The 21,995-nt window shown below is 75.2% G+C and carries 23 protein-coding genes; 13 read left to right on the top strand and 10 right to left on the bottom strand.

What is annotated here, in order from left to right; all coding sequences use genetic code 11:
- Positions 1 to 15 precede the first annotated feature (15 nt).
- The 3 genes from VKZ81_RS23510 to VKZ81_RS23500 are packed head-to-tail and all read left to right on the top strand — an operon-like array spanning position 16 to position 2,084.
- Positions 16 to 606 (top strand): TIGR03086 family metal-binding protein, encoded by a 591-nt coding sequence (locus VKZ81_RS23510; protein ID WP_324243823.1) that lies wholly within the window; start codon positions 16 to 18, stop codon positions 604 to 606.
- 5 nt (positions 607 to 611) lie between these two features.
- Positions 612 to 1,025 carry a nitroreductase family deazaflavin-dependent oxidoreductase gene (locus tag VKZ81_RS23505; RefSeq protein WP_324243848.1) on the top strand — a complete coding sequence of 138 codons (414 nt, stop codon included), beginning with the start codon at positions 612 to 614 and terminating at the stop codon, positions 1,023 to 1,025.
- Positions 1,026 to 1,070: 45 nt separating this feature from the next.
- A complete protein-coding gene (locus tag VKZ81_RS23500; RefSeq protein ID WP_324243822.1) occupies positions 1,071 to 2,084 on the top strand; it encodes an endonuclease/exonuclease/phosphatase family protein in 1,014 nt (337 codons plus the stop codon).
- A 7-nt stretch (positions 2,085 to 2,091) separates the two neighbouring features.
- On the opposite strand, the gene VKZ81_RS23495 is transcribed toward VKZ81_RS23500, so the two are convergent.
- A complete protein-coding gene (locus VKZ81_RS23495; protein ID WP_324243821.1) occupies positions 2,092 to 2,856 on the bottom strand; it encodes an enoyl-CoA hydratase-related protein in 765 nt (254 codons plus the stop codon).
- Positions 2,853 to 3,677 carry a helix-turn-helix domain-containing protein gene (locus VKZ81_RS23490; protein ID WP_324243820.1) on the bottom strand — a complete coding sequence of 275 codons (825 nt, stop codon included), beginning with the start codon at positions 3,675 to 3,677 and terminating at the stop codon, positions 2,853 to 2,855. Before VKZ81_RS23490 ends, VKZ81_RS23495 begins: the two co-directional genes overlap by 4 nt.
- 88 nt (positions 3,678 to 3,765) lie before the next feature.
- Here VKZ81_RS23490 and VKZ81_RS23485 point away from each other — a divergent pair, with 88 nt between their 5' ends.
- Positions 3,766 to 4,170 carry a PaaI family thioesterase gene (locus VKZ81_RS23485; protein WP_324243819.1) on the top strand — a complete coding sequence of 135 codons (405 nt, stop codon included), beginning with the start codon at positions 3,766 to 3,768 and terminating at the stop codon, positions 4,168 to 4,170.
- A gap of 102 nt (positions 4,171 to 4,272) precedes the next feature.
- A complete protein-coding gene (locus VKZ81_RS23480) occupies positions 4,273 to 5,217 on the top strand; it encodes an NADP-dependent oxidoreductase (RefSeq protein WP_324243847.1) in 945 nt (314 codons plus the stop codon).
- Here VKZ81_RS23480 and VKZ81_RS23475 read toward each other — a convergent pair.
- The 3 genes from VKZ81_RS23475 to VKZ81_RS23465 are packed head-to-tail and all read right to left on the bottom strand — an operon-like array spanning position 5,214 to position 8,174.
- Positions 5,214 to 6,206 (bottom strand): CapA family protein, encoded by a 993-nt coding sequence (locus VKZ81_RS23475; protein ID WP_324243818.1) that lies wholly within the window; start codon positions 6,204 to 6,206, stop codon positions 5,214 to 5,216. The two genes, VKZ81_RS23480 and VKZ81_RS23475, sit on opposite strands and share 4 nt — an antisense overlap.
- A 52-nt stretch (positions 6,207 to 6,258) precedes the next feature.
- Positions 6,259 to 7,503, bottom strand: a complete 1,245-nt coding sequence (locus tag VKZ81_RS23470; RefSeq protein WP_324243817.1) for a sensor histidine kinase — start codon at positions 7,501 to 7,503, stop codon at positions 6,259 to 6,261.
- Positions 7,500 to 8,174: a response regulator transcription factor gene (locus tag VKZ81_RS23465; RefSeq protein WP_324243816.1), complete on the bottom strand. Its 675-nt coding sequence runs from the start codon at positions 8,172 to 8,174 to the stop codon at positions 7,500 to 7,502. The genes VKZ81_RS23470 and VKZ81_RS23465 overlap by 4 nt, the downstream gene beginning before the upstream one ends.
- 124 nt (positions 8,175 to 8,298) lie before the next feature.
- Between VKZ81_RS23465 and VKZ81_RS23460 the strand changes: the two genes are divergently transcribed.
- From VKZ81_RS23460 to VKZ81_RS23445, 4 genes are all read left to right on the top strand, one after another.
- A complete protein-coding gene (locus tag VKZ81_RS23460; protein WP_324243815.1) occupies positions 8,299 to 8,673 on the top strand; it encodes a hypothetical protein in 375 nt (124 codons plus the stop codon).
- Between the two features lie 465 nt (positions 8,674 to 9,138).
- The gene (locus VKZ81_RS23455) at positions 9,139 to 10,074 is read left to right on the top strand and encodes a M23 family metallopeptidase (protein ID WP_324243814.1); all 936 of its coding nucleotides are present in this window, start codon (positions 9,139 to 9,141) and stop codon (positions 10,072 to 10,074) included.
- Between the two features lie 57 nt (positions 10,075 to 10,131).
- Positions 10,132 to 10,527: an MBL fold metallo-hydrolase gene (locus VKZ81_RS23450; RefSeq protein ID WP_324243813.1), complete on the top strand. Its 396-nt coding sequence runs from the start codon at positions 10,132 to 10,134 to the stop codon at positions 10,525 to 10,527.
- A gap of 56 nt (positions 10,528 to 10,583) precedes the next feature.
- Positions 10,584 to 10,979: an MBL fold metallo-hydrolase gene (locus tag VKZ81_RS23445; RefSeq protein WP_324243812.1), complete on the top strand. Its 396-nt coding sequence runs from the start codon at positions 10,584 to 10,586 to the stop codon at positions 10,977 to 10,979.
- Here the strand turns inward: VKZ81_RS23445 and VKZ81_RS23440 are convergent.
- Positions 10,940 to 12,295: a cytochrome P450 gene (locus tag VKZ81_RS23440; RefSeq protein ID WP_324243811.1), complete on the bottom strand. Its 1,356-nt coding sequence runs from the start codon at positions 12,293 to 12,295 to the stop codon at positions 10,940 to 10,942. The genes VKZ81_RS23445 and VKZ81_RS23440 overlap by 40 nt on opposite strands.
- Positions 12,296 to 12,351: 56 nt before the next feature.
- Here VKZ81_RS23440 and VKZ81_RS23435 point away from each other — a divergent pair, with 56 nt between their 5' ends.
- The gene (locus VKZ81_RS23435) at positions 12,352 to 12,789 is read left to right on the top strand and encodes an SRPBCC family protein (RefSeq protein ID WP_324243810.1); all 438 of its coding nucleotides are present in this window, start codon (positions 12,352 to 12,354) and stop codon (positions 12,787 to 12,789) included.
- Here the strand turns inward: VKZ81_RS23435 and sthA are convergent, their stop codons facing one another.
- Entirely contained in the window at positions 12,790 to 14,205 is a 1,416-nt protein-coding gene (gene sthA / locus VKZ81_RS23430; protein WP_324243809.1) for a Si-specific NAD(P)(+) transhydrogenase, read from the bottom strand. It abuts the gene before it with no gap.
- A 225-nt stretch (positions 14,206 to 14,430) separates the two neighbouring features.
- On the opposite strand from sthA, the gene VKZ81_RS23425 reads away from it, so the two are divergent.
- Positions 14,431 to 15,531 carry a DUF4192 domain-containing protein gene (locus VKZ81_RS23425; RefSeq protein ID WP_324243808.1) on the top strand — a complete coding sequence of 367 codons (1,101 nt, stop codon included), beginning with the start codon at positions 14,431 to 14,433 and terminating at the stop codon, positions 15,529 to 15,531.
- Positions 15,532 to 15,539: 8 nt separating this feature from the next.
- On the opposite strand, the gene galE is transcribed toward VKZ81_RS23425, so the two are convergent.
- Entirely contained in the window at positions 15,540 to 16,499 is a 960-nt protein-coding gene (gene galE / locus VKZ81_RS23420) for a UDP-glucose 4-epimerase GalE (RefSeq protein ID WP_324243807.1), read from the bottom strand.
- Between the two features lie 105 nt (positions 16,500 to 16,604).
- Complete coding sequence (locus VKZ81_RS23415) at positions 16,605 to 17,336, bottom strand: iron-dependent transcriptional repressor DtxR (protein ID WP_324243806.1); 732 nt, start codon at positions 17,334 to 17,336, stop codon at positions 16,605 to 16,607.
- Between the two features lie 164 nt (positions 17,337 to 17,500).
- On the opposite strand from VKZ81_RS23415, the gene VKZ81_RS23410 reads away from it, so the two are divergent.
- Both VKZ81_RS23410 and VKZ81_RS23405 read left to right on the top strand, forming a co-directional pair.
- Positions 17,501 to 18,670 (top strand): acetoin utilization protein AcuC, encoded by a 1,170-nt coding sequence (locus VKZ81_RS23410; protein WP_324243805.1) that lies wholly within the window; start codon positions 17,501 to 17,503, stop codon positions 18,668 to 18,670.
- A gap of 6 nt (positions 18,671 to 18,676) precedes the next feature.
- Positions 18,677 to 21,406: a bifunctional acetate--CoA ligase family protein/GNAT family N-acetyltransferase gene (locus VKZ81_RS23405; RefSeq protein WP_324243804.1), complete on the top strand. Its 2,730-nt coding sequence runs from the start codon at positions 18,677 to 18,679 to the stop codon at positions 21,404 to 21,406.
- 3 nt (positions 21,407 to 21,409) lie between these two features.
- Here VKZ81_RS23405 and VKZ81_RS23400 read toward each other — a convergent pair.
- Positions 21,410 to 21,995: FumA C-terminus/TtdB family hydratase beta subunit (locus VKZ81_RS23400; RefSeq protein WP_324243803.1), on the bottom strand; the 586-nt coding region annotated here is incomplete at its 5' end.

Genomic DNA, 21,995 nt, shown 5'->3' with positions numbered 1-21,995 from the left:
GCGCAGGATCGAGGCATGGAATCGGCGCAACGGCTACGAGACAGCATCGAACTGGCGGTCGCGACGATCCGCGACACCGGCACGGGCCGCTACGACGACCCGTCGCCGTGCGCCGGATACACCGTCCGCGACGTCGTGAACCACCTGGCGTTCGGCTTCCTGCTCGCCCACCGCAGCGGCGCCCGCGAGCCGTGGGAGCCGTCGTGGAGCGGGGAGGAGCGCGCCCCCTACCTCGCCGGGCTGCCGGAGGAGGAGTGGGCGCGGGCGTGCGCCGACGAGGCGGCGGCCACCACGCAGGTGTGGGCCGACCCGGACGCGTGGCGGGGCGAGGCGAGCATGGGCGGCGCGGCGATGCCCGCCTCCGCGATCGGCTCGATGATGACCGCCGAGTTCGCCGTGCACGCCTGGGACCTCGCCCGCGCCACCGGCCGGACCGTCGACGTCCCCGACGCGCTCGGCGCCGCCGTGCTCGACGGGGTGCTCGCGATGGCGCCGTCGGGGCGCGCCGCCGGGTGGTTCGGGCCCGAGGTCGCCGTGGCGCCCGACGCGCCCGCGTTCGAGCGGGCCCTCGCGGCGTCCGGCCGGGACCCGGGGTGGACGCCGTGACCGGGATGGACGTGCGCGCGGTCAACGAGCGCGTGATCGCGCAGTTGCGGGCGGGCGGCCCGGTCGAGGGCATGCACCGGGAGCGCCTGGTGCTGCTCACCACCACCGGGCGGCGCACCGGGCGGCCGCGCACCACCCCGATGATGTTCCACCGCGACGGCGATCGGCTGCTCGTGGTCGCGTCCAACATCGGCGCGCCCCGGCACCCGGACTGGTACCTGAACCTGGTGGCCGACCCGCACGTCACCGTCGAGGTCGGCGACGAGCCCGGCGGCGCCCGCCCGGCGGTGGCGCGGCCGCTCGAGGGCGCCGAGCGCGAGCGGGTGTGGGAGATGCTGAAGGCGACCTACCCGTTCTTCGCCGAGCACGAGGCGAGGACGACGCGAACGATCCCGGTGGTCGCGCTCGAGCGTCCGTGATCGTTTCTCACCGGGATCACAGCGGGGGCCCGCCAGACTCGCCGCGTGGGTTCACCGCCTGGGACCGGGGCCGACGTCCCGGCTGCACCGACGTCCACCCGGCCCCGCCGACGGCTGCCGATCGCGCTCGTCGCCGGGGTCGCCGTGCTGACCGTGCCCGACCTGCTCGGCATCGACCGGATCACCCCGCTCGCGCAGGTCGTGTCGCTGCGGCCGTACCTGCTCGTCGGGGTGGCGGCGCTGGTGCTCGCCCTGTGCGGCCTCGCGTGGCGCACCCGGCGGGCCCTGCTGCCCGCGGCGGCGCTCGCGGTCGTGCTGGTCCTCGGCGTCGTGGTGACCGTCCCCCGCACGCAACCCGGGCCGCCGCCCGCGGGCGGGCGTGCGCTCACCGTGCTGACGGTCAACGCGTTGGACGGCGCGGCGGACGTGGCCGGCCTGGCGGAGCTCGTCCGCCGCGAGCGGCCCGACCTCGGCGCGCTCGTCGAGGTCGGCCCCTGGTACCGGGAGCGGCTCGCGCCGCTGGTCGAGCCCCTCGGCTACCGCATCGTCACCGCGGTCGGCACCGACTCCGACGGCGTGACCGACGTCTTCGGGGTCTCGGCGCTGGTCGCCGCGCACCTCGGCGACGTGACGGTCGACGTCGACGAGACCCGGCCGTTCCCCACCGTCATCATCGGCGGCGGCGGGCTGGGCGCGACGCGGTTCGTGGCCTACCACGCGGTCGCCCCGCGCCCGGGTGACGTCGCGCAGTGGAGCACCGACCTGGGCGAGCTGACCCGCTACTGCGCGGGCGGTACCCCGGCGATCGTCGCGGGCGACTTCAACGCGACGCTGGACCACTCCCGGCTGCGCGAGGTCACCGCCGGGTGCGCGGACGCGGCCGCCCAGCTCGGGCGCGGCCTCGCGCCCACCTGGCCGTCGTGGCTGCCGACCTTCCTCGGCGCGCAGATCGACCACGTCCTCGTCACGCCCCCGATCGCCGCCGAGGACCTCGCGCTGCACGAGGTGGCGGGCAGCGACCACCGGGCCGTGGTGGTCCGGCTCCGCCTCCCGGGGTGAGCGGGCGCTACCGGGCCCAGGCCGGCTTGCGCTTCTCGGCGAACGCGCGCATGCCCTCCTGGCCCTCCTCCCCGGCGAAGAACCGGGCGGAGAGCTGCTGCATCTCGGCGAACTGCGCGTCGAGCGCGGCCGGGCGCTCCCGGCGCAGCAGCTCCTTCGTCGCGGCCAGCGCCCCGGGGGCGCCCAGCCGGAGCATCTCGGCGTAGCGGGTGACCTCGGCGTCGACGCCGTCGGCCGGGACCGCGCTGTTGACGAGCCCGATCCGCGCCGCGCGGCGCCCGTCGAACGTCTCGCCGGTGAGCAGCAGCTCGTGCGCCGCGCGCGGCAGCAGCCGGGGCAGCACGGTCACCGAGATGACCGCGGGCACCAGGCCGAGCCGCACCTCGCTGAACGCGAACGTGGCGTCCTCGGCGGCCACCGCGATGTCGCAGGCCGCGACCAGCCCGACGCCGCCCGCGCGGGCGGGCCCCGCCACCCGCGCGACGACCGGGGTGGGGGAGGACCAGATCCGCTCCAGGATCGCCGGGAACTGGTTGACGCCCTGGTCCTGCGCGCCCGCCCCGCGCGACTCCTTGAGGTCCATGCCGGAGCAGAACACCCGCCCGGTGTGGCTGAGCACGATCACGCGCGCGCCCGGGTCGTCGATCGCGGTCTGCAGGTGCGCGAGCAGCTCCCGGCGCAGCTGCGCCGAGAGCGCGTTGCGGTTGGCGGGCGAGTCGAGCGTGATCGTGGCGACGCCGGCCGCGACGTCGAGGTGCACCAGCTCCGTCATGCGGGCACCGTATCCCGGCGCGGCTGCCCGAACCGCTTGCGCAGGTAGGCGGCCGTGGCGTCGTCGGCGGGGAAGAAGCTCTCGATGGCGATCTCGTCGAGGGTGACGTCGAGCGGGGCGCCGAGCACGGCCACCGTGCTGAACAGCGTGAGCTCCTGGTCGGGGTGGCGCAGCCGCAGCGGCAGCACGATCCGGTCGCGCGGCTGGGCGGCCGGGTCGAGGCCCGCGTCGCGGCAGTAGCCGGTGACCTCGTCGAGCAGGGCACGCAGCCCGGTGGTCGCCGAGCGCTCGGCCTGCCTGCGCAGCCGCGACACCAGGTGGGCCGCGTACTCGGGCAGGTCGGCGACGTGCGGGGCGAGCCCGCGCGGGTGCAGGCTCGCGCGCAGCACGTTCACCGGCGGTGTGAGCAGCTCGGGGTCGACGAGGTCGGTGAGCAGCGCGACGGCGCTGTTGGCGGCGAGCAGGTTCCAGCTGCCGTCGACGAGCACCGCCGGGTACGGCGCGTGGCCCTCCAGGATCTGCTTGAGCGAGCGCTGGACCTCGCTCATCTCGGCGTCGTCGAGCGAGTGCTCGGTGTAGGCGGGGGCGTACCCGGCGGCCATCATCAGCTCGTTCCGCGCGCGCAGCGGCATGTCCAGCTCCTCGGCCAGCAGCAGCACCATCTCCCGGCTCGGGCGCGACCGGCCCGTCTCCAGGAAGCTGAGGTGACGGGCGGACACGTCGGCCTGGATGCCGAGCTCGAGCTGGGTGAGCCTGCGCCGCTGCCGCCACTCGCGCAGCAGGGACCCGAACGAGCTGGTGGTGGCGGTGGCCGCGGTCATAGCGGCGACGCTAGCTCGCGCGGGTTCGCCCGGGCGATGACCTCAGGGGTAATGGACCGCCGCGTCCGTGATCGGCAGGGTGGCCGTCATGACCGACGAGCTGACCGCCCAGCTGCACGCCGCCATGCCGTTCACCGCGGTGCTCGGCGCGACGGCGGTGAAGGTGGGGCCGGACGAGGTCGTGCTGCGGCTGGACTGGGACGGAACCCGCTGCACCGCGGGCGGGCTGCTGCACGGCGGCGCGCTGATGGCGCTCGCCGACTCCGCGGGCGGCTGGTGCGCGTTCCTCAACCTGCCCGAGGGGGCGCGCGGCACGGCCACCATCTCCTCCGCGACCAACTTCCTGCGCCCGGTCACCGCCGGCCACGTGGCGGCCACGGCCCGGCCGCTCAGCGTGGGGCGGACCGTGATCGTGGCCGACACCGAGCTGCGCGACGCCGGTGGTCGGCTCGCCGCCCGCGTCACCCAGACCCAGGCCGTGCTGCCCGGATAGCCCGGCGCGCGGGGGCTGCCGTTCGCCGCGCGGTCCGCGCGGGAGGCCGGTTCGACCCCGCGGGGCGCCCGCCGGCGGTGGTAGGCATCCGCCGTGGGAACGATGCGCGTGATCACGCAGCTGTCGACCGGCGGACCGCAGGTGCTCGAGCTCGGCGAGGCGGAGATCCCGGAGCCCCTGCCCACGGAGGTCCGGGTGCGGGTCGGTGCGGCGGGCGTGAACCCCGTCGACTGGAAGACCCGGGCGGGCGCGGGGATGGCCTCGGTGCTCGGGCCGCCGCCGTTCACCGTGGGCTGGGACGTCGCGGGCACGGTCGACGCGGTCGGGCGGGGCGTCACCCGCTTCGCGGTGGGCGACGCGGTGTTCGGGATGCCGTGGTTCCCACGCCAGGCGGGCGCCTACGCGGAGTTCGTGACGGCGCCGTCGCGCCACTTCGCCCGCCGCCCCGCGGGCCTGTCCGAGATCGAGGCGGCCGGCCTGCCGCTCGCCGGGCTCACCGCGTGGCAGTGCCTGGTCGACATCGCCGACGTGCAGCCGGGGCAGCGCGTCCTCGTGCACGCCGCCGCGGGCGGGGTCGGGCACCTCGCGGTCCAGATCGCGAAGGCGAGGGGCGCGTACGTGATCGGCACGGCGTCGGCGCCGAAGCACAACCTGCTGCACGACCTCGGCGTCGACGAGGCGATCGACTACCGCGCCGAGGAGTTCGAGAAGGTGATCGAGCCGCAGGTCGACCTCGTGCTCGACCTGATCGGGGGCGAGGTGGCGACGCGCTCGCTCGACGTCCTGCACCCGGAGGGCCGGCTCATCTGCCTGCCGTCGGCGGCCGCGGCCGACGCGGTCGCCGCGGCGGCCGAGCGCGGCCTGCGCGCCACGTCGATGCTCGTCGAACCGGACGGCGACGGGCTCGAGGAGCTCGCCCGCCTGGTGGACGAGCGGCGGCTGCGGGTGCTCGTGTCGGAGACCTTCCCCCTCGAGCGCGCCGCGCACGCCCACCGCGCCGGCGAGCTGGGTCGTACCACCGGCAAGCTGGTGCTCACCGTCGGCTAGCAGGGCGCGGGGCCCGCGAGCTCCGGGTGCCCGTGGCGGGCGATCACGGCGGGGATCAGGCAGCCGTGGACGGCGCCGTCGGGATCCACCACGAAGCGGGCGACCGCGGTCGTCGCCGACTCGGTCGACAGGCGCGGCCAGACGAAGTTGCCGAGGCCCCATGCGATCGGCCGCCCCGCGTGCTCGCCGAGCGGTCCCAGCCGGTGCTGGTGGTGGCCGAAGATCCCGTCCGCGCCCGCCTCGATCATCGCCTCGGCGTAGCCGATGTCGTCCGCGCGGGGCTCGGTGTCCAGCTCCATCCCCCAGTGGATGGTGACGAACACCAGGTCGGCCACCGCGTCGGCGGCGCGCACCGCCTCGACCATCAGGTCCACGTCGTCGCCGGAGGCGAGCCCGGGGGAGCGGGTCGTCGCGAGCCACGAGGCGTCCGGGACGACCCCGCCGAACCCGAGCACGGCGATCCGCCACCCGCCGCGTTCGAGGATCGCGGGCGCGGTCGCGGCGGCGAGGTCGGCGCCGATCCCCACCGGGGCGATCCCGGCGTCGTGCGCGTGCCGGATCGAGTCCAGCATGGCGTCGCGGCCGAAGTCTCGGATGTGGTTGTTGGCGAAGTTCGCGACCTCGACGCCCGCGGCGCGCGCGGCCGGGAGCGCCGCGGGGTCGCAGCGGAACGTGAACGCCTTCTCCACCGGCTCGCCCCGCGTCGAGACGGGGCACTCGAGGTTGACGATCGTGAGGTCGTCGGCGGCGAACAGGCCGCCGAGGCCGGACCAGGCGTGCTCGTAGCCGTGCTCGCGGAACGCGGGGATGTAGACCGGGTCGAGGCTGACGTCGCCGGTCCCGTGCACGACGATGCGCTCGCGGGCCGGGCGGGGCGGCGTGGTCACCGCGTCTTGCTCGGCGGCGACGCCCGCCGGGGCCGGCGGGGCCGCGCAGGCGACGACGGTGAGCGGGGCCAGCACGACCGCGGTGATCCCCCGGAGCCTCATGCTGATCTTGTCGGCACCCGGGCGGCGGGTGTTGCGGTGCGGCGTCGCGGTTTCAGCCGATCGGGAACCGCGCCCGCAGCACGGCGCCCGGCGGGCCGCCCGCCACCGCGAGCGTGCCGGCGTGGCGGACCGCGATGTCACGGGCGATGGCGAGCCCCAGCCCGGATCCGCCCGCGTCGCGCGCCCGCGCCTCGTCGAGGCGGGTGAAGCGGTCGAAAACCGCCGCCTGCTGGTCGGGCGGGATGCCCGGCCCGTCGTCGCAGACGTCGAGCACCGCCTCCCCGCCGCGCGCGGCCAGCCGCACGGTCACCGCGCCCGCGGCGTGCCGCACGGCGTTGTCGACGAGGTTCGCCACCAGCCTGCGCAGCTGTTCTGCCGAGCCGCGCACGACGATCCCCGGCCCGATCCGCAGGTCGACCCGGACATCGGAGCGCGGGCGGGCCCGGGCGGCCTCCTCGGCGGCGACCTGCCCGAGGTCGACCTCCTCGTGCTCGGCCGGCTCGCCCGCGTCGAGCCGGGCGAGCAGCAGCAGGTCGGCGGTGAGGCGCTGGATCCGGTCGACGTCGGCGAGCGCCTCGGTGGTGAGCGGTTGGGGCGGGGCGACCTCGAGGCGGGTGCGCAGCACGGCGAGCGGGCTGCGCAGCTCGTGCGCCGCGTCGGCGACGAACCGGCGGTGCCGATCGACCGCGTGCTCGAGCCGGTCGAGGGTGCGGTTGGTCGTCTCGGCCAGGAGCCTGATCTCGTCCCGGGCCTCGGGCACCGGCACGCGCCGGTGCAGGTCGGTGGCGGTGATGTCGGCGAGTTCCCGGCGGATCGCCGACACCGGCGCGAGCGCGCGCCCGACGGCGATGAAGGTGAGCCCGGCCACCAGCAGGAGCAGCGCGGGCACCCCGGGCAGCAGCACGGACCGCAGCGTGTCGAGGGCGGCCGCCGCGGGGTGCAGCGACGCCCTGGCCTGCACGAGCACCTCCCCGTCCGCGGTCATCACGGGCACGCTGGCGACCGCGAAGCGCTCGTTCTGGGTGAACGTGGGCGGGGGCACGCCCGGCTGCGCCGGCCGCACGACGACGTCCGGGCCCACCACCAGCGGGGACTCGACGACCGGCGGGTCCGGCACCGTGAGCATCTCCACGGTCTGGGCGGCGCGGCGCTCGGCCTCCGCCGCCGCGCTGTCGGCGAGGCTGCCGGCGAGCACGCTCACCAGCACCGCGGACGCGACGCCGAGGGCGACCGCCACCACCGCCGTGGCCGCGAGCGTCGCGCGCAGGCGCACCGACATCCGCGCGGGGGCCCTCATGGGGCTGCCTCCAGCCGGTAGCCGGCGCCGCGGACGGTGACCAGCGAGGTGCGCCCGAACGGGGCGTCGATCTTGCGCCGGAGCGCGCTGATGTAGACCTCGACGATGTTGGGGTCGCCGTCGTAGGCGAAGTCCCACGCCTGGGCGAGCAGCTCCCGCTTCGACACGACCTCGCCCGCCCGGCGCGCGAGCCCGTGCAGCACGGCGAACTCCTTCGGCGTCAGCGCGATGTCCACCTCGCCGCGCCGGCAGCGCAGGCCCGCCGGGTCGAGCGTCAGGTCGCCGACGGTGATCGACACCGGCCGGGCGGGCCCGCCGCGGCGCACGAGCGCGCGCAGCCGGGCGAGCAGCACGAGGTAGGAGAACGGCTTGGACAGGTAGTCGTCCGCTCCGGTGTCGAGCGCCTCGGCCTCGTCGTGCACGCCGTCCTTGGCGGTGAGCATGAGGATCGGCGTCCAGTTCTCCTTCGCCCGCAGCTCCCGGCACACGACGTAGCCGGACAGTCGAGGCAGCATGACGTCCAGCACGATCACGTCGTAGGTGTTCTCGGTGGCGAGCCACAGGCCGTCGCGCCCGTCGTGGGCGACGTCCACCGCGAACCCCTCGTTCGCCAGCCCGCTCGCGAGCACGTCGGTCAACCGCCGCTCGTCGTCCACCAGCAACATCCGCACGGGCGCAGTCTGGCGCGCGCGCCTGAGCCCAACCTGAAGACGCGTTCGGCCGCGTTCAGGCCCGGTTCAGGCGGGCGGGGACAGCCTTCCGGGGTCCCATCGAAGATCGAGTGGAAGGCGAACGATGCGCAGACGCACCATCGCGGTGGCCGTCCTGGTGGCGGGCCTGTCGATCGCGACGACCGGTGCCGCCTCGGCGGGCGAGCCCGGCGACGAGCGCGGGCCCCTGGTCGTGACCTGCGAGAACGGCGAGCTCGTCACGCGCGAGGCCACCGAGGAGGACCGCGAGCGACTCCGGGCCGTCCCGGTGCCGCCCGACCCGCCGCGGGTCGAGGAGGGACGGTTCCAGCGGGTCGAGCCGCGCGCGGGAGACCCCGCGCCCGGCGGGACGGGCGTGCGGGTCGTGCCCGCGGTGCCCGAGCCGCCGCAGGTGACGTGCGAGGTGGACGGGCCGCCCGAGGCACCGCGCATCGAGCCCGCCCGGCCCGCGCCGCGCTGAGCTCACAGGGGTGGCGGTCGGGGCGCCACCCCTGTGCGGGCTTGACGGGAGCGACGAGTTACGATCCTGATCATCGTCGGGCGCGCCCACCGCGGCCGGATCGGCGATCGACGGGTGAAGTTGCCCCGTTCGTCGGTACCGGCGTGCGGTGACAGGTTTTCTTGTACGCGCTCCGACGTCGCCCACCGGGGGACTGGGCGTGGCTGTGCGGTGAACGGCTGATGGCCGAGGAGCGGCGGTCACCGTGCGCAGCGAACCCTGCCGCTCGTCGCGCCTCCGTGGCCGACGGCCTCAGTTCCCGCCTCGATGCGTTGTCCAACGCGCCACGGCCGATAACGTTTCCCCCGGATCGATAACGACCCGGTCACGACAACCGGACACGGACCGAAACCGCCCCCCGACGGTCCGCCCGCACCCCCGAGCGGGACGTCCGGCCGGGTCGTCGAAGATCCGGAAGGAAAGGTCGTGGCTCGGCACCGCTCCCCCCAGGGCCGGCACGCGCACCTCGGGCCCCCGCTGTCCGCCGCACTGGCGGCAGCGGGGGTCGGTGGCGCCCACCGGTCGATACCCGTCCAGCAGCTGACCTCGTCGCTGCCCGCCCGGTTCGTCGCCACCGTCGTGGCGGGCGGAGCGCTCGCCGCCACGGCCCAGCACGCCCTCTCCCAAACCGTCCCCGCCGTCGCGGACGGCGCCGCGCTGCGCGTCGCCGTCGAGGAGCTGCTGGGCACCGAGCCCGCGTCGGAGCCCGCGGACACGTTCGACGCCGCCGGCGCGGCGTCCGTGGCCTTCTCGCCGGTGGTCCCCGAGGTGGCGGCCGACGTCCCCGCCGAGCAGCCGGTCGCGGACGCCGCGTCCCTGGTCAAGGCGGCCGACCTGCAGCGGGCCGCCGCCGAGGCGGAGGCCGCCCGCGCCGCGGAGGAGGCGGCGCGGAAGGCCGCGGAGGAAGAGGCCGCCCGCAAGGCCGCCGAGGAGGAGGCAGCGCGCAAGGCGGCCGAGGAGGCCGAGGCATCGGCGGGCGGCGCCGTCCAGATGATCGCCGGTCGCGTGACGTCCGGGTTCGGCTCGCGGTGGGGCCGGGCCCACAAGGGCCTCGACATCGCCGCCCCGATCGGCACCCCGATCCGCGCCCCGCTCGCGGGCACCGTGATCGAGTCCGGACCGGCGAGCGGGTTCGGCATGTGGGTCCGCGTGCGCCACGACGACGGCACCGTCACCACCTACGGCCACATCAACCGGTCGCTGGTCCGCGAGGGCCAGAAGGTCGGTGCGGGCGAGGTGATCGCCGAGGTCGGCAACCGGGGCCGGTCCACCGGCCCGCACCTGCACATCGAGGTCGAGACCCCGGGCGGCCGGACGATCAACCCCCGCCCGTGGCTGGACGAGCACGGCATCGGCTACTGATCCCGCTCCCCGGGGCAGACGGGTGTCGGTGCGGGCGGACGGGGTATCCACCGGTCCATGGGCGACGGAGCCCTGCGCGGCGACTGCGGCGCGCTGACGTTCGTCGGGACCGCGACCACGCTGCTGCGGCTGGGCGGGTTCACCGTCCTCACCGACCCGAACTTCGTGCGGCGGGGTGAGCGGGTCCACCTCGGCTACGGCCTGACCGCGAAACGGCTCTCGGACCCGGCCCTGTCGATCGACGACCTGCCGCCGTTGGACCTCGTGCTGCTGTCGCACCTGCACGGCGACCACTTCGACCGGGTGGCCGAGCGGGACCTGCCGCGCCGCCCGCCCGTCGTGACCACCGAGCACGCCGCGCGCCGGCTGCAGCGTGGGGTTTCGGCGCCGCGACCGGCCTGGCGACGTGGGACGACTGGGAGCTCGCGCGCGGCGAGGAGTTGCTGCGGGTGACCGCGGTGCCCGCCCGGCACGGTCCGGTGGGCGTGCACCGCCTGTAGCCACCGGTGATGGGCAGCGTCGTGGACCTGGAGCGGCGCGGCGAGCGGGTGCTGCGCGTGTACGTCACCGGCGACACGCTGTGCGGCCCGGAGTTGCGGGAGATCCGCGAGCGCTTCCCCGGCGTCGACGTGATGATCACGCGTCTCGGTGGCACGCGGGTGCTCGGCATCCTCGTCACGATGGACGACCGCCGCGGCACCGACCTGGTCGACCTGGTCGGGCCCGCCACCGTCGTCCCCGTCCACCACGACGACCACCAGGTGTTCCGCAGCCCGCTCGGGGACTTCGTCGAGGAGGTGGGCCGCCGCGGCCACGACCACCGCCTCCGCACCGTCGCGCGTGGCGAGACGGTGCTGCTCGCGGCTCAGGACGGGCGGCGGGCGACGGAGAACCGCAGGCCGTAGGGGTTGAGCGTGCCGGGGATCCGGCGGCCGGGGTAGAGGCGGGGTCGCGACGTGAGCGCGACCTCGTGGTGCTGCAGCAGCGCCGCGAGCAACGTGCTGGTCAGCAACAGCACGAGGTTCTGCCCCGGGCACACCGCCGGGCCCGCGCTGAACGGCACCAGGGACAAGCTCTCCCGGGCCGACCCGTCCTGCCAGATGGCGGGTGCGAAGCGGTCGGCGTAGGGGAGTCGCTCGTCGTCGCGGTGGAAGAACGGGGTCAGCACGACCACGAGGGTCTTCGCCGGCAGGACCCGCTCGCCCAGGCGCGTGGTGGTCGTGGTCTCGCGCAGGATCGCCGGGGTGGTCGGCCAGAGCCGGACCGACTCGAGCACGGCCGCGCGCAGCAGCGGCAGGTCGTGCGGCCGCGACGGATCGCGGTCGGCGAGGTCGTCGGCGACGGCGCGCTGCTCGGCCGGGTGACCCGCGAGCAGCGCGAGCGCGCGGAAGGCGGCCAGGCCGGCCGGGTCGAACGCGAAGAGCCACTGCGGCACCTGCTCCACGGGGTGCGTCCGCGGGCTGGTCGGCGCGTCCGCGGCCGCGGCGGCGAGGCTTCCCGGCTCGGCCTTCTCCAGCTGTTGGCGCAGCCGCTGCAGGAACTCCTCGCGCAGGTCCCGGCGCCGTGGGTGGGCGAACGACCAGTTGCCGGCCGCGCGCAGTCGCGCGAGCAGCTCGGTGAGCTCGCGGTCGTCGCGGGCGGAGTCGCCCAGCGCGACGCGGCGGACGATCCGCATCCACGCCTTCCCGAAGGCGTCCCAGTCCAGGACGCCCGTGCGGTCGGCCTCGGCGAGCAGCGCGTGCGCCTCCTCGCGCACCACCGCCACCATCGGCTCGGCCAGGTGGTGCAGGGGCCGGTCGGTGTCGAGCGCCGACTCGTTGAACCGCCTCCGGTCGGCCCGGTCGGCGCCGTGCGAGATCAGCACGCCGTGCGGCTGGAAGTGGCCGAGCGCGCCCCGCTTCTCCGGCGTCGTGGTCGCGAACGGCTCCGGTGACCCGGCCAGCACCCGGTGCACGTCGGCGTCGTCGAGCACGAGCACCACCGACCGCCCCGGCACGGCCAGCCGCAGCGGCGCCGTCCCGTACCGGGAGCGCAGCCGCTGCAGGGTGCGGACGAGGAGGCGGTCGGCGTCGGCCTTCTCCGCGAGCGCGACGGCGCGCGGCCTGCGGATGATCACCCCGCGGGCGACGACCGGCGCCAGCGCCGTGCCCAGCACGAGCGCGGTGTCGAGGGCCGATGCGGTCGCGGCGGTCGTGGCGGGGTCGCTCGCTGTGTGTCCCACCGAAGTGCTGTACCCGCTGCCGGGTCGATGACCCGGCGATGCCATACGCTGCCGGGGTGGTCACGGTCAGCCGGGAGATCGACGCGTCACCGGACGCCGTCTGGGCCGTCCTCGCCGACGGCTGGCTGTACCCGAGCTGGGTCGTCGGGGCGTCGCGGATGCGCGCGGTCGACCCCGGGTGGCCGGGCGTCGGGAGCGAGCTGCACCACTCGGTGGGCGTGTGGCCCGTGCTGATCGACGACACCACCACGGTCGTCGCCTGCGTCCCCCGGCGGGAGCTGGTCCTGCAGGCGCGCGGGTGGCCCGCGGGCGAGGCCACCGTCCACCTGACGATCGAGGAGCGCGCCGGCGGCTGCGTGGTGGTGATGGACGAGGACGTGGTGCGCGGGCCGGGGCTGCTGATCCCCGGGCCGGTGCGCACGGCCGTGATCGCCCCGCGCAACGTCGAGTCGCTGCGCCGGCTCGCCTACCTCGCCGAACGCCGGGACCGGTGACTAGCCGAGCTCGTTGCCGAACACCTCGAGGGCGCGGATCTTGTTGGTCGCGTCGAGGGCGGCCACCTTGTACGCCTCGGACAGCGTCGGGTAGTTGAGGACGGTGTCGACGAGGTAGTCGACGGTGCCGCCGCAGCCCATGATCGCCTGCCCGATGTGCACGAGGTCGGTGGCGCCGGTGCCGAACACGTGCACCCCGAGAAGCGTGCGGTCGTCGGTCGAGACGAGCAGCTTGAGCATGCCGTAGGAGTCGCCGACGATCGCACCGCGCGCCAGCTCCCGGTAGCGGGACATGCCGACCTCGTAGGGCACCGCCGCGGCGGTCAGCTCCGCCTCCGTGCGGCCGCAGAAGGAGATCTCCGGCACGGTGTAGATGCCGATCGGCTGCAGCTCCTGCAGCTCGCGGACCGGCTCGCCGAACGCGTGGTAGGCCGCGAGCCTGCCCTGGTCCATGCTGGTGGCCGCGAGCGCGGGGAAGCCGATCACGTCGCCGACGGCGAAGATGTGCGGCACCTGCGTGCGGTACTGCTTGTCCACGGTGATCCGGCCGCGCTGATCGGCCTCGAGCCCGGCCTTCTCCAGGTCGAGCTCGTCGGTCACGCCCTGGCGGCCCGCGGAGTACATCACCATGTCGGCGGCGATCCGCTTCCCGCTGGCCAAGCTCGTGACGGTGCCCCGCGAGGTGACCTCGACCTTCGCGACCTCCTCGCCGAACCGGAAGGTGACCGCCTGGTCGCGCAGGTGGAACTTCAACGACTCGACGACCTCGGGGTCGCAGAAGTCGAGCATCGACGGCCGCTTCTCGACCACCGTGACCCGTGTCCCGAGCGCGGCGAACATCGACGCGTACTCGATCCCGATCACCCCGGCGCCGACGACGACCATCGACCCGGGCACGCGCTGCAGCTTGAGCACGCCGTCGGAGTCGAGGACGTGCTCGTCGTCGAACTCGACCTCGCTGGGGCGGGCGGGCTTGGTGCCGGTGGCGATCACGATGTTCGCCGCGGTGACCGTGGTGCGGTCGCCGCGCCCCTCGCCCTGCACCGTGACGGTGTGCTCGTCCTCGAAGCGGGCGGTGCCGGTGATGATCTCGACGTGGTTGCGCAGCAGCTGGTTGCGGACCACCTCGATCTCGCGCCCGACCACGTGCTGGGTGCGCGCCAGCAGGTCGGCGATCGTGATGTCGCTCTTGACCCGGTAGCTCGCGCCGTACAGGTCGCGCTGGGTGAACCCGGTGAGGTAGAGGACCGCCTCCCGCAGCGTCTTGGACGGGATCGTGCCGGTGTTGACGCAGACGCCGCCCATCATGCTCCGGCGTTCCGCCACGCAGACGCGCTTGCCCAGCTTCGCGGCCGCGATCGCGGCCTTCTGCCCGCCCGGGCCGGATCCGATGACGAGCAGGTCGTAGTCGTACACGCGACGCCTCCCCAGGCTCCCACTCCGCAGGAGGACAGCGTCGCGGGAGTCGATCCGCTCGGCAAGCGGGGGATCGACATCCGAGGGACGACACCTCCGACGATCCCGTGCACCAGGCCGGCAGTTGTCCACCTCGGACCGATCCATCCCCCTCGGCCGGCCCCTGTCCACAACCGAACGGAGCAACCCACCCAGCACCCCGGCCCCCCGGCGCATCCTCGCCGCATGACGCCTCCCGCCGAACCGCTCCCCGTCCACCGCCGCCGCGCCCTCCGCATCCGCGACCAGGGAGAACTGGTCGCCGCGATCCCGGCGGTGCTGGGGTTCCACCCTCGCGAGTCCCTCGTGCTGATGGCCACCGTGGGCGGCACCCTGCCCGGCGCCACCGGCCCCTCGGGGCGCCGGCTCGGCCTCACGCTGCGCGCCGACCTGCCCCCGCCCGAACACCCCGACTACCCCGAGCACGCCGAGCTCGTCGTCGCGTCCGCGGTGCGCGGGCTGCTCCTCGACGAGCCCGTGGCCGCGATCGCGGTCGTGGTGAGCGAGTCCGGCCACCCGCCTGGAGCGCCGCCGCACCCGGCGGTCGCGACCGCGGTCGCCTCCGCGTTCGACGCGCGCGGCGTGCCGCTGCAGGCGTCGATGTGGGCCGAACGCACCACCGGCGGCGCCCGCTGGGCCTGCTACGACCCGTGCGGCTGCGCCGGCGTCGTCCCCGACCCGGCCGCCACGCCGTTCCTGGCGACGGTGGTCGCGCACGGCAGGGTGGTCCACGCCGACCGGGAAGCGCTCGGGGCGCTGGTGGCCCCGGCCGATCCGGACGTGCTCCGGCGCCGCGAGCGGCGCCTGGTGCGGGCGGTCGACGGGGTCCTCGACACCGTGGACCTCGCCGCAGGCGGGGGAGGGGACGTGCCCGATCCCGCCGTGCTCGATCCCGGGGCGGGCGTGCGCGCCGTCGACGCCGCGATCGCCGACGCCGCGGCGGGCAGGCTCGCGCTGGCGGACGACCGCGTGGTCGCGCTGGCCCTCGCCCTCGGGGTCGACGAGGTGCGCGCCGCGGCGCTGCGGCGGTGCGCGGGCCCGCACGCCGCCGCGGCCGAGCAGCTGTGGGCCGCGCTCGCGCGGGAGACCCCCGATCCGGAGGCCGCCGTGCCGGCCACCCTGCTCGCGGTGTCGGCGTTGTTGCGCGGCGACGGCGCCCTCGCCAACGTCGCGCTCGACCGCGCGGAGGCGGCGTGGCCCGGCCACGCGTTCGCGGGTGTGGTCCGCCGCGCCGTCGGCCTGCACCCGTCGGCGGTACGCGAGATGGTCACCGGGGGTGGGCGGTGAGCCGCGGGTCAGGCCGTCCGGTTGCGGGCGAACTCCCAGGCGTCACCCACGATCGTGGCGAGGTCGGTTCGCTGCGGCCGCCAGCCCAGCTCGGCCTGGGCCTTCTCGCTCGAGGCGATCAGCACCGCGGGGTCGCCCGGGCGGCGGGGCGCGGTCACGGCGGGGATCGGGTGCCCGGTCACCGCGCGGCAGGCCTCGATCACCTCGCGCACCGAGAACCCGCTGCCCGAGCCCAGGTTGTAGATCGCGTGCCTGCCCGGCTCGGCGTGCTCGAGGGCCAGCAGGTGGGCGTCGGCGAGGTCGTCCACGTGGATGTAGTCGCGCACGCACGTGCCGTCGGGCGTGGGCCAGTCGTCGCCGTAGACCTGCACGGCGTCGCGGGTGCCCGAGGCCACCTGCAGCACGAGCGGGATCAGGTGGGTCTCCACGGTGTGCCGCTCGCCGAAGCGGCCGTGGGCGCCGGCCACGTTGAAGTACCGCAGGCTCACCGCGGCGAGGCCGTGCGCCGCGGCGTAGGAGCCGATGGCGTGGTCGATGGCGAGCTTGCTCGCGCCGTACGGGTTGGTGGGCCGGGTGGGCGCCTCCTCGCGGATGGGCACCTGCTCGGGCTCGCCGTAGGTGGCCGCCGTGGAGGAGAACACGAGGCGGGGCGTGCCGTGGGCGCGCATGGCGTCGAGCAGACGGATGCTCGTCACCACGTTGCCGTTCCAGTACAGCTCGGGCCGCTGCACCGATTCGCCCACGAGCGACTTGGCCGCGAAGTGCAGCACGCCGTCGAAGCCCTCGGCGAGCACCTCGCCTGCGGCCTCGGCGAGGTCGGCCTCCACGAACCGCGCCCCGTCGGGCACCGCGTCCTTGTGCCCGGTGGACAGGTCGTCGAGCACCGTCACCTCGTGGCCCGCGTCCACCAGGTGGGCGGCGCACACGCTGCCGACGTAGCCCGCCCCGCCGGTCACGAGCAGCTTCACAGAACCCCTCCTCGAACCTCGGCGCGCGTCGCCCGGCCGCCGCGCGTCGCGGCCCACCGTCTCACGGTGCGCGCCGACGCCCCCGGAGGGGCGGGCGGGCTGCGCTCAGCGCGCCTTCACGAGCACCGCGTGCGCGATGAGCGGTGCCACCGAGGCCGACTGCCCGTTGGCTGCCACCGTCACGGCGTCGCCGAAGCGGGAGATGGCGTTCACGTCCACGTCCTGCCCCGGCACGATGCCCGCCGACTTGAGGTCGGCCATCAGGTCGGCGTCCACCTGCACGTGCTCGGCGATGCGCCGCACCTCCACCGGGCCACCGCCGCGGCGGGCGAACTCGTCGAGCCGCTGCAGGCCCACCTCCGGCATCGGAGGGGCCGACACCGAGCTCGACGGCGCCGGAGCGGTGCTCTCGACGCCGTTCACCAGCTGGTCGAGGCCGGGGATCGGGTTGCCGTACGGGGAGGTGGTGGGGTTGTCGAGCAGCTTCACGAGCTTGCGCTCGACCGCCTCGCTCATCACGTGCTCCCACCGGCAGGCCTCGGCGTGCACGTACTCCCATTCGAGCCCGATCACGTCCACGAGGAGCCGCTCCGCGAGCCGGTGCTTGCGCATCACCGCCACGGCGCGGGCGCGCCCGGCCTCGGTGAGCTCCAGGTGGCGGTCGCCTGCCACGACCACCAGCCCGTCGCGCTCCATCCGGGCCACGGTCTGGCTCACCGTCGGCCCGCTCTGGCCGAGCCGTTCCGCGATGCGCGCGCGCAGCGGGACGATGCCCTCCTCCTCGAGTTCGTAGATCGTGCGGAGGTACATCTCGGTGGTGTCGATGAGCTCGTTCACGCCCCCAGCCCTTTCGTCAAGTCCCCATCCTATCGGTGCAACACCTCGCAGCCGCCCCGCCATCCCGGGCAGGATGTGCGGGTGCTCGCGCCGATGGAACCGCTGTTCGCACCCACCTGGCCGGTAGGGCGGCCCGGTTCGCCGACGTCCGTCGGGGTGACCCGGTGAGCCCCCGGGCCGCGGTGGTGTGGACGCCGGAGTTCCTGTCCTACGACCTCGGCGACGACCACCCGCTCGACCCCGTCCGGCTGGACCTCACGATGCGGCTCGCCACCGAGCTCGGCGTGCTCGAGGGCGTCGAGCCCCTGGTGCCGCAGCAGGCGCCGGACGAGGAGGTCCAGCGGGTGCACGTCCCGTCATACCTCACCGCGGTGAAGTCGGCGCCGGAGGACCCCTTCGGGGTGGGGCACGGCCTCGGCACCGAGGACAACCCCGTCTTCCTCGGCATGCACGAGGCCAGCGCGCTCATCTGCGGCGGAACGCTGCTCGCCGCACGGGAGATCGCCGAGGGCCGCGCCGACCGCGCGGTCAACATCGCGGGCGGGCTCCACCACGCCATGCGCGACCGCGCGGCGGGGTTCTGCGTCTACAACGACTGCGCCGTGGCCATCTCGTGGCTGCTCGACCACGGGTTCGAGCGCATCGCCTACATCGACGTCGACGTCCACCACGGCGACGGCGTGCAGGCCGCGTTCTACTCCGACCCGCGCGTGCTCACCGTCTCGCTGCACCAGCACCCCATGACGCTGTGGCCGGGCACGGGGTGGCCGGGCGAGTACGGCGAGGGCGAGGCGGCGGGCCGCGCGGTCAACCTGCCGCTGCCGCCGGGCACCCCCGACTCGAGCTGGCTGCGCGCCTTCCACGCGGTGGTGCCGTCCCTGCTGCAGGAGTTCCGCCCCCAGATCCTCGTCACGCAGTGCGGGGTGGACACCCACCTCGAGGACCCGCTCGCCGACCTCGGGCTCACCGTCGACGGGCACCGCGCCATCTACCGCACGCTGCGCGAGCTCGCCATCCACACCGCGGGCGGCAAGTGGCTCGCCGTGGGCGGCGGCGGGTACGGCCTGTTCCGGGTCGTGCCGCGGTCGTGGACCCACCTGATCGCCACGGTGCTCGACCGCGACGTCGACCCGCAGCGCCCCCTGCCCGCGGGCTGGCTCGCCCACACCGCGAGCCTCACCGCGCGACAGCTACCGGTCTCGATGACCGACGGCGGCGACACCTCGTTCGTCCCGTGGACCGAGGGCGCCGACCGGGTCGACCCCGCCGTCATCGAGACGAGGCGGGCGGTGTTCCCGCTGTACGGTCTCGACCCGGACGACCCGAGGGACTGAGCGGGCATGACGAGCAGCGGCGAGACGACCACCGGTGAGGTCACCGCGAAGGAGCCGGGCTACCCGCGCCACTGGGAGGCCGACGTCGTGGCCTCCGACGGCGGCATCGTGCACCTGCGCCCGATCACGCCCGACGACGCCGACGCGCTGGTGCGGTTCCACCAGAGCCTGTCCGAACGCACCCGGTACCTGCGCTACTTCGGCCCGTACCCGCGCATCCCCCCGCGCGACCTCGAGCGGTTCACCCACGTCGACCACCGCACCCGGGTGGCGCTGATCTGCATGCTCGGCGACGACATCATCGCCGTGGGCCGCTACGAGGGGCTCAACCCCACGCCGGACGGGCGCGTGGAGTCGGCCGAGGTCGCGTTCGTCGTGCGCGACGACCACCAGGGCCGCGGGCTCGGCTCGATCCTGCTCGAGCACCTCGCGGCGGCGGCCCGGGAGAACGGCCTGCGCCGGTTCGAGGCCGAGGTGCTGGTGGAGAACCACCGGATGGTGCGGGTGTTCCGGGACGCCGGGTACCAGGTCAAACGGGAGTTCGCCGAGGGCGTGCTGCACCTGGAGTTCGACATCGACCCCACCGAGCGCTCGATCGCGGTCCGCGACGCCCGCGAGCAGCGCGCGGAGGCCCGCAGCGTGCACAACGCGCTGCACCCCACGTCGGTCGCGGTGATCGGGGCGTCCACCGATCCGTCCAAGATCGGGCACGCGGTGCTGGCCAACCTCCTGAAGGCCAACTTCACCGGGCCCGTCTACCCGGTCAACCCGGCCACGCGCTCGGTGCGCGGGGTGCGCGCCTACCCCTCGGTCACCGACATCCCCGACGAGGTCGACCTCGCCGTCGTCGCCGTGCCCGCCGCCGGCATCGACGAGGTCATGGACTCCTGCCTCGAGAAGGGCGTCAAGACGCTCGTCGTGGTCAGCGCCGGGTTCGCCGACGCGGGCGGCAGCGGGGTCGTGGCGGAGCGGCGCCTGGTCGCCGAGGCCAGGGCGCACGGCATGCGGGTGATCGGGCCGAACGCGCTCGGCGTGGTCAACAACGACCCGTCCGTGCGGCTCAACGCCACGCTCGCCCCCGACCTGCCGGGCACGGGCCGGGTCGGCTTCTTCTCGCAGTCCGGCGCGCTGGGCATCGCGATCCTCGCGGCGGCGAAGGAGCGCGGCCTGGGCCTGTCCACGTTCGTCTCCGCGGGCAACCGGGCCGACGTGTCCGGCAACGACCTGCTGCAGTACTGGCAGACCGACCCGAACACCGACGTCGTCCTGCTCTACCTGGAGACGTTCGGCAACCCGCGCAAGTTCGCCCGCCTGGCGCGGCGGCTCGCGCGCACCAAGCCGATCGTCGCGGTGAAGAGCGGGCGGCACTCCGGGCCCACGCCCGCGCTGGCCGCGAGCGCGGCGCCGATCGACGAGGCCAGCGTGCGGGCGCTGTTCGAGCAGGCGGGCGTGATCCGGGTCGAGACGCTCACCCAGCTGTTCGACACGGCGCTGCTGCTGGCCTACCAGCCGCTGCCCGCCGGGCCGCGGGTCGCGGTGGTCGGCAACTCGAGCGCGCTCGGCGTCCTGGTCGCCGATGCGCTGCTCGACGGCGGCCTGGAGCTCGCGGGGCCGCCGGTCGACGTCGGCACCGCCGCGCCGCCGGAGGAGTTCGCCGCCGCCGTCGCTCGGGCGATCCGGGACCCGCAGGAGGGCGAGCAGGGCGGCGATCAGGGCGGGGGCGCCGACGCCCTCATCGCGGTGTTCGTCCCGCCCGTCGCGACCCCCGGCGCGGAGTACGCGCGCGCCCTCCGGGAGGCGGTCGCCGGGTCCGACAAGCCGGTGGCCGCGGTGTTCCTCGCCGCGGAGGGCGTGCCGGCCGAGCTGTCGGTCGCCGGCCCGGACGGGTCGCCGGGGCCGGGTTCGGTGCCGAGCTACCCGAGCCCGGAGCGGGCGGCGGCGGCGCTCGCCCGGGTCACCCGCTACGCGGCGTGGCGCGCGCGTCCGGTGGGGGAGTTCGTGAGCCCGCCGGGCATCGACGCGGAGCGGGCGCGCGGCCTCGTCGCCCGCCTCGGCGCCGAGCGCACCCACCGGCTCGGCGACGCCGACGCGGTGGAGCTGCTGGGCTGCTACGGCATCCGGGTCGTCGAGTTCCGCGAGGTGTCCGACGCCGACGCGGCCGTGGCCGCGGCCGAGGAGCTGGGCTTCCCGGTGGCGCTGAAGGCCGTCGGCGAACGCTGGCGCCATCGCACCGACCTGGTGGGCGTGCGGCTCGACCTGGACGACCCGGCGAGCGTGCGCCGCGCCCACGCCGACCTCGCCCGGCTCACCGGCCAGGGCGAGGTCTACGTGCAGCGGATGGCACCGAAGGGGATCTCCTGTGTGCTGGAGATCGTCGACGACCCGTCCTTCGGGTCCCTGCTGTCGTTCGGGCTGTCCGGGATGGCCACCGAGCTGCTCGGCGACCGGGCCTTCCGGGTGGTGCCGGTGTCCGACCAGGACGCCGCGTCCCTGGTGCGGGCGCCGCGCGCCGCGCCGCTGCTCGCGGGCTACGGCGGCACCGAGCCGGTCGACCTCGCCGCGCTGGAGGACCTGGTGCGCCGCGTGGGCCGGATCGCCGAGGACCTGCCCGAGGTGCGCTCGCTCGTACTCGACCCGGTGCTCTCCTCGCCCGAGGGCGCGTTCGTCACGGGCGCGCGCATCACGCTCGGCCCGCCGCCGACCCGCCGGGACGACGGGCCGCGGCGGCTGCGCTGAGGCCTACCGGCGGAAGGAGATCTGCAGCGTCGGCCGGCTGACCTCGGCGAAGAAGTCGTTGCCCTTGTCGTCGACCACCACGAAGGCGGGGAAGTCCTCCACCTCGATGCGCCAGACGGCCTCCATGCCGAGCTCCGGGTACTCGAGGACCTCGACCTTGCGGATGGACTCCTGGGCGAGCACGGCGGCGGGGCCGCCGATGGAGCCGAGGTAGAAGCCGCCGTGGCGCTTGCAGGCCTCGGTGACCTGCTTGCTGCGGTTGCCCTTGGCGAGCGTGACGAAACCGCCGCCGTGCTGCATGAACAGGTCGACGTAGGAGTCCATGCGGCCGGCGGTGGTGGGGCCGAAGCTGCCCGACGCGTAGCCCTCGGGCTTCTTGGCGGGGCCGGCGTAGTAGATGATGTGGTCCTTGACGTACCGGGGCAGGCCCTCGCCGCGGTCGAGGCGCTCCTTCAGCTTCGCGTGGGCGATGTCGCGGGCCACCACGATGGGCCCCGACAGCGACAGGCGCGTCTTCACCGGGTAGCGCGAGAGCGTGGCGCGGATCTCCGACATGGGGCGGTTCAGGTCCACCCGCACCACGTCGTCC

The organism is Pseudonocardia sp. (assembly GCF_035305885.1).
In the GTDB taxonomy this organism is placed as follows: Bacteria; Actinomycetota; Actinomycetes; order Mycobacteriales; family Pseudonocardiaceae; genus Pseudonocardia.
Note: the sequence above shows the minus strand (reverse complement) of the source record. Positions and strands in the feature narration are given on the sequence as shown.

What these genes read in the sequence shown, in the direction of transcription:
- VKZ81_RS23510 (WP_324243823.1), top strand. Translation starts at nt 16, where the DNA reads ATGGAATCGGCGCAACGGCTACGAGACAGCATCGAACTGGCGGTCGCG.
- VKZ81_RS23505 (WP_324243848.1), top strand. Translation starts at nt 612, where the DNA reads ATGGACGTGCGCGCGGTCAACGAGCGCGTGATCGCGCAGTTGCGGGCG.
- VKZ81_RS23495 (WP_324243821.1), bottom strand. Translation starts at nt 2,856, where the DNA reads ATGACGGAGCTGGTGCACCTCGACGTCGCGGCCGGCGTCGCCACGATC.
- VKZ81_RS23490 (WP_324243820.1), bottom strand. Translation starts at nt 3,677, where the DNA reads ATGACCGCGGCCACCGCCACCACCAGCTCGTTCGGGTCCCTGCTGCGC.
- VKZ81_RS23485 (WP_324243819.1), top strand. Translation starts at nt 3,766, where the DNA reads ATGACCGACGAGCTGACCGCCCAGCTGCACGCCGCCATGCCGTTCACC.
- VKZ81_RS23480 (WP_324243847.1), top strand. Translation starts at nt 4,273, where the DNA reads ATGCGCGTGATCACGCAGCTGTCGACCGGCGGACCGCAGGTGCTCGAG.
- VKZ81_RS23475 (WP_324243818.1), bottom strand. Translation starts at nt 6,206, where the DNA reads ATGAGGCTCCGGGGGATCACCGCGGTCGTGCTGGCCCCGCTCACCGTC.
- VKZ81_RS23470 (WP_324243817.1), bottom strand. Translation starts at nt 7,503, where the DNA reads ATGAGGGCCCCCGCGCGGATGTCGGTGCGCCTGCGCGCGACGCTCGCG.
- VKZ81_RS23460 (WP_324243815.1), top strand. Translation starts at nt 8,299, where the DNA reads ATGCGCAGACGCACCATCGCGGTGGCCGTCCTGGTGGCGGGCCTGTCG.
- VKZ81_RS23450 (WP_324243813.1), top strand. Translation starts at nt 10,132, where the DNA reads ATGGGCGACGGAGCCCTGCGCGGCGACTGCGGCGCGCTGACGTTCGTC.
- VKZ81_RS23445 (WP_324243812.1), top strand. Translation starts at nt 10,584, where the DNA reads ATGGGCAGCGTCGTGGACCTGGAGCGGCGCGGCGAGCGGGTGCTGCGC.
- VKZ81_RS23425 (WP_324243808.1), top strand. Translation starts at nt 14,431, where the DNA reads ATGACGCCTCCCGCCGAACCGCTCCCCGTCCACCGCCGCCGCGCCCTC.
- VKZ81_RS23405 (WP_324243804.1), top strand. Translation starts at nt 18,677, where the DNA reads ATGACGAGCAGCGGCGAGACGACCACCGGTGAGGTCACCGCGAAGGAG.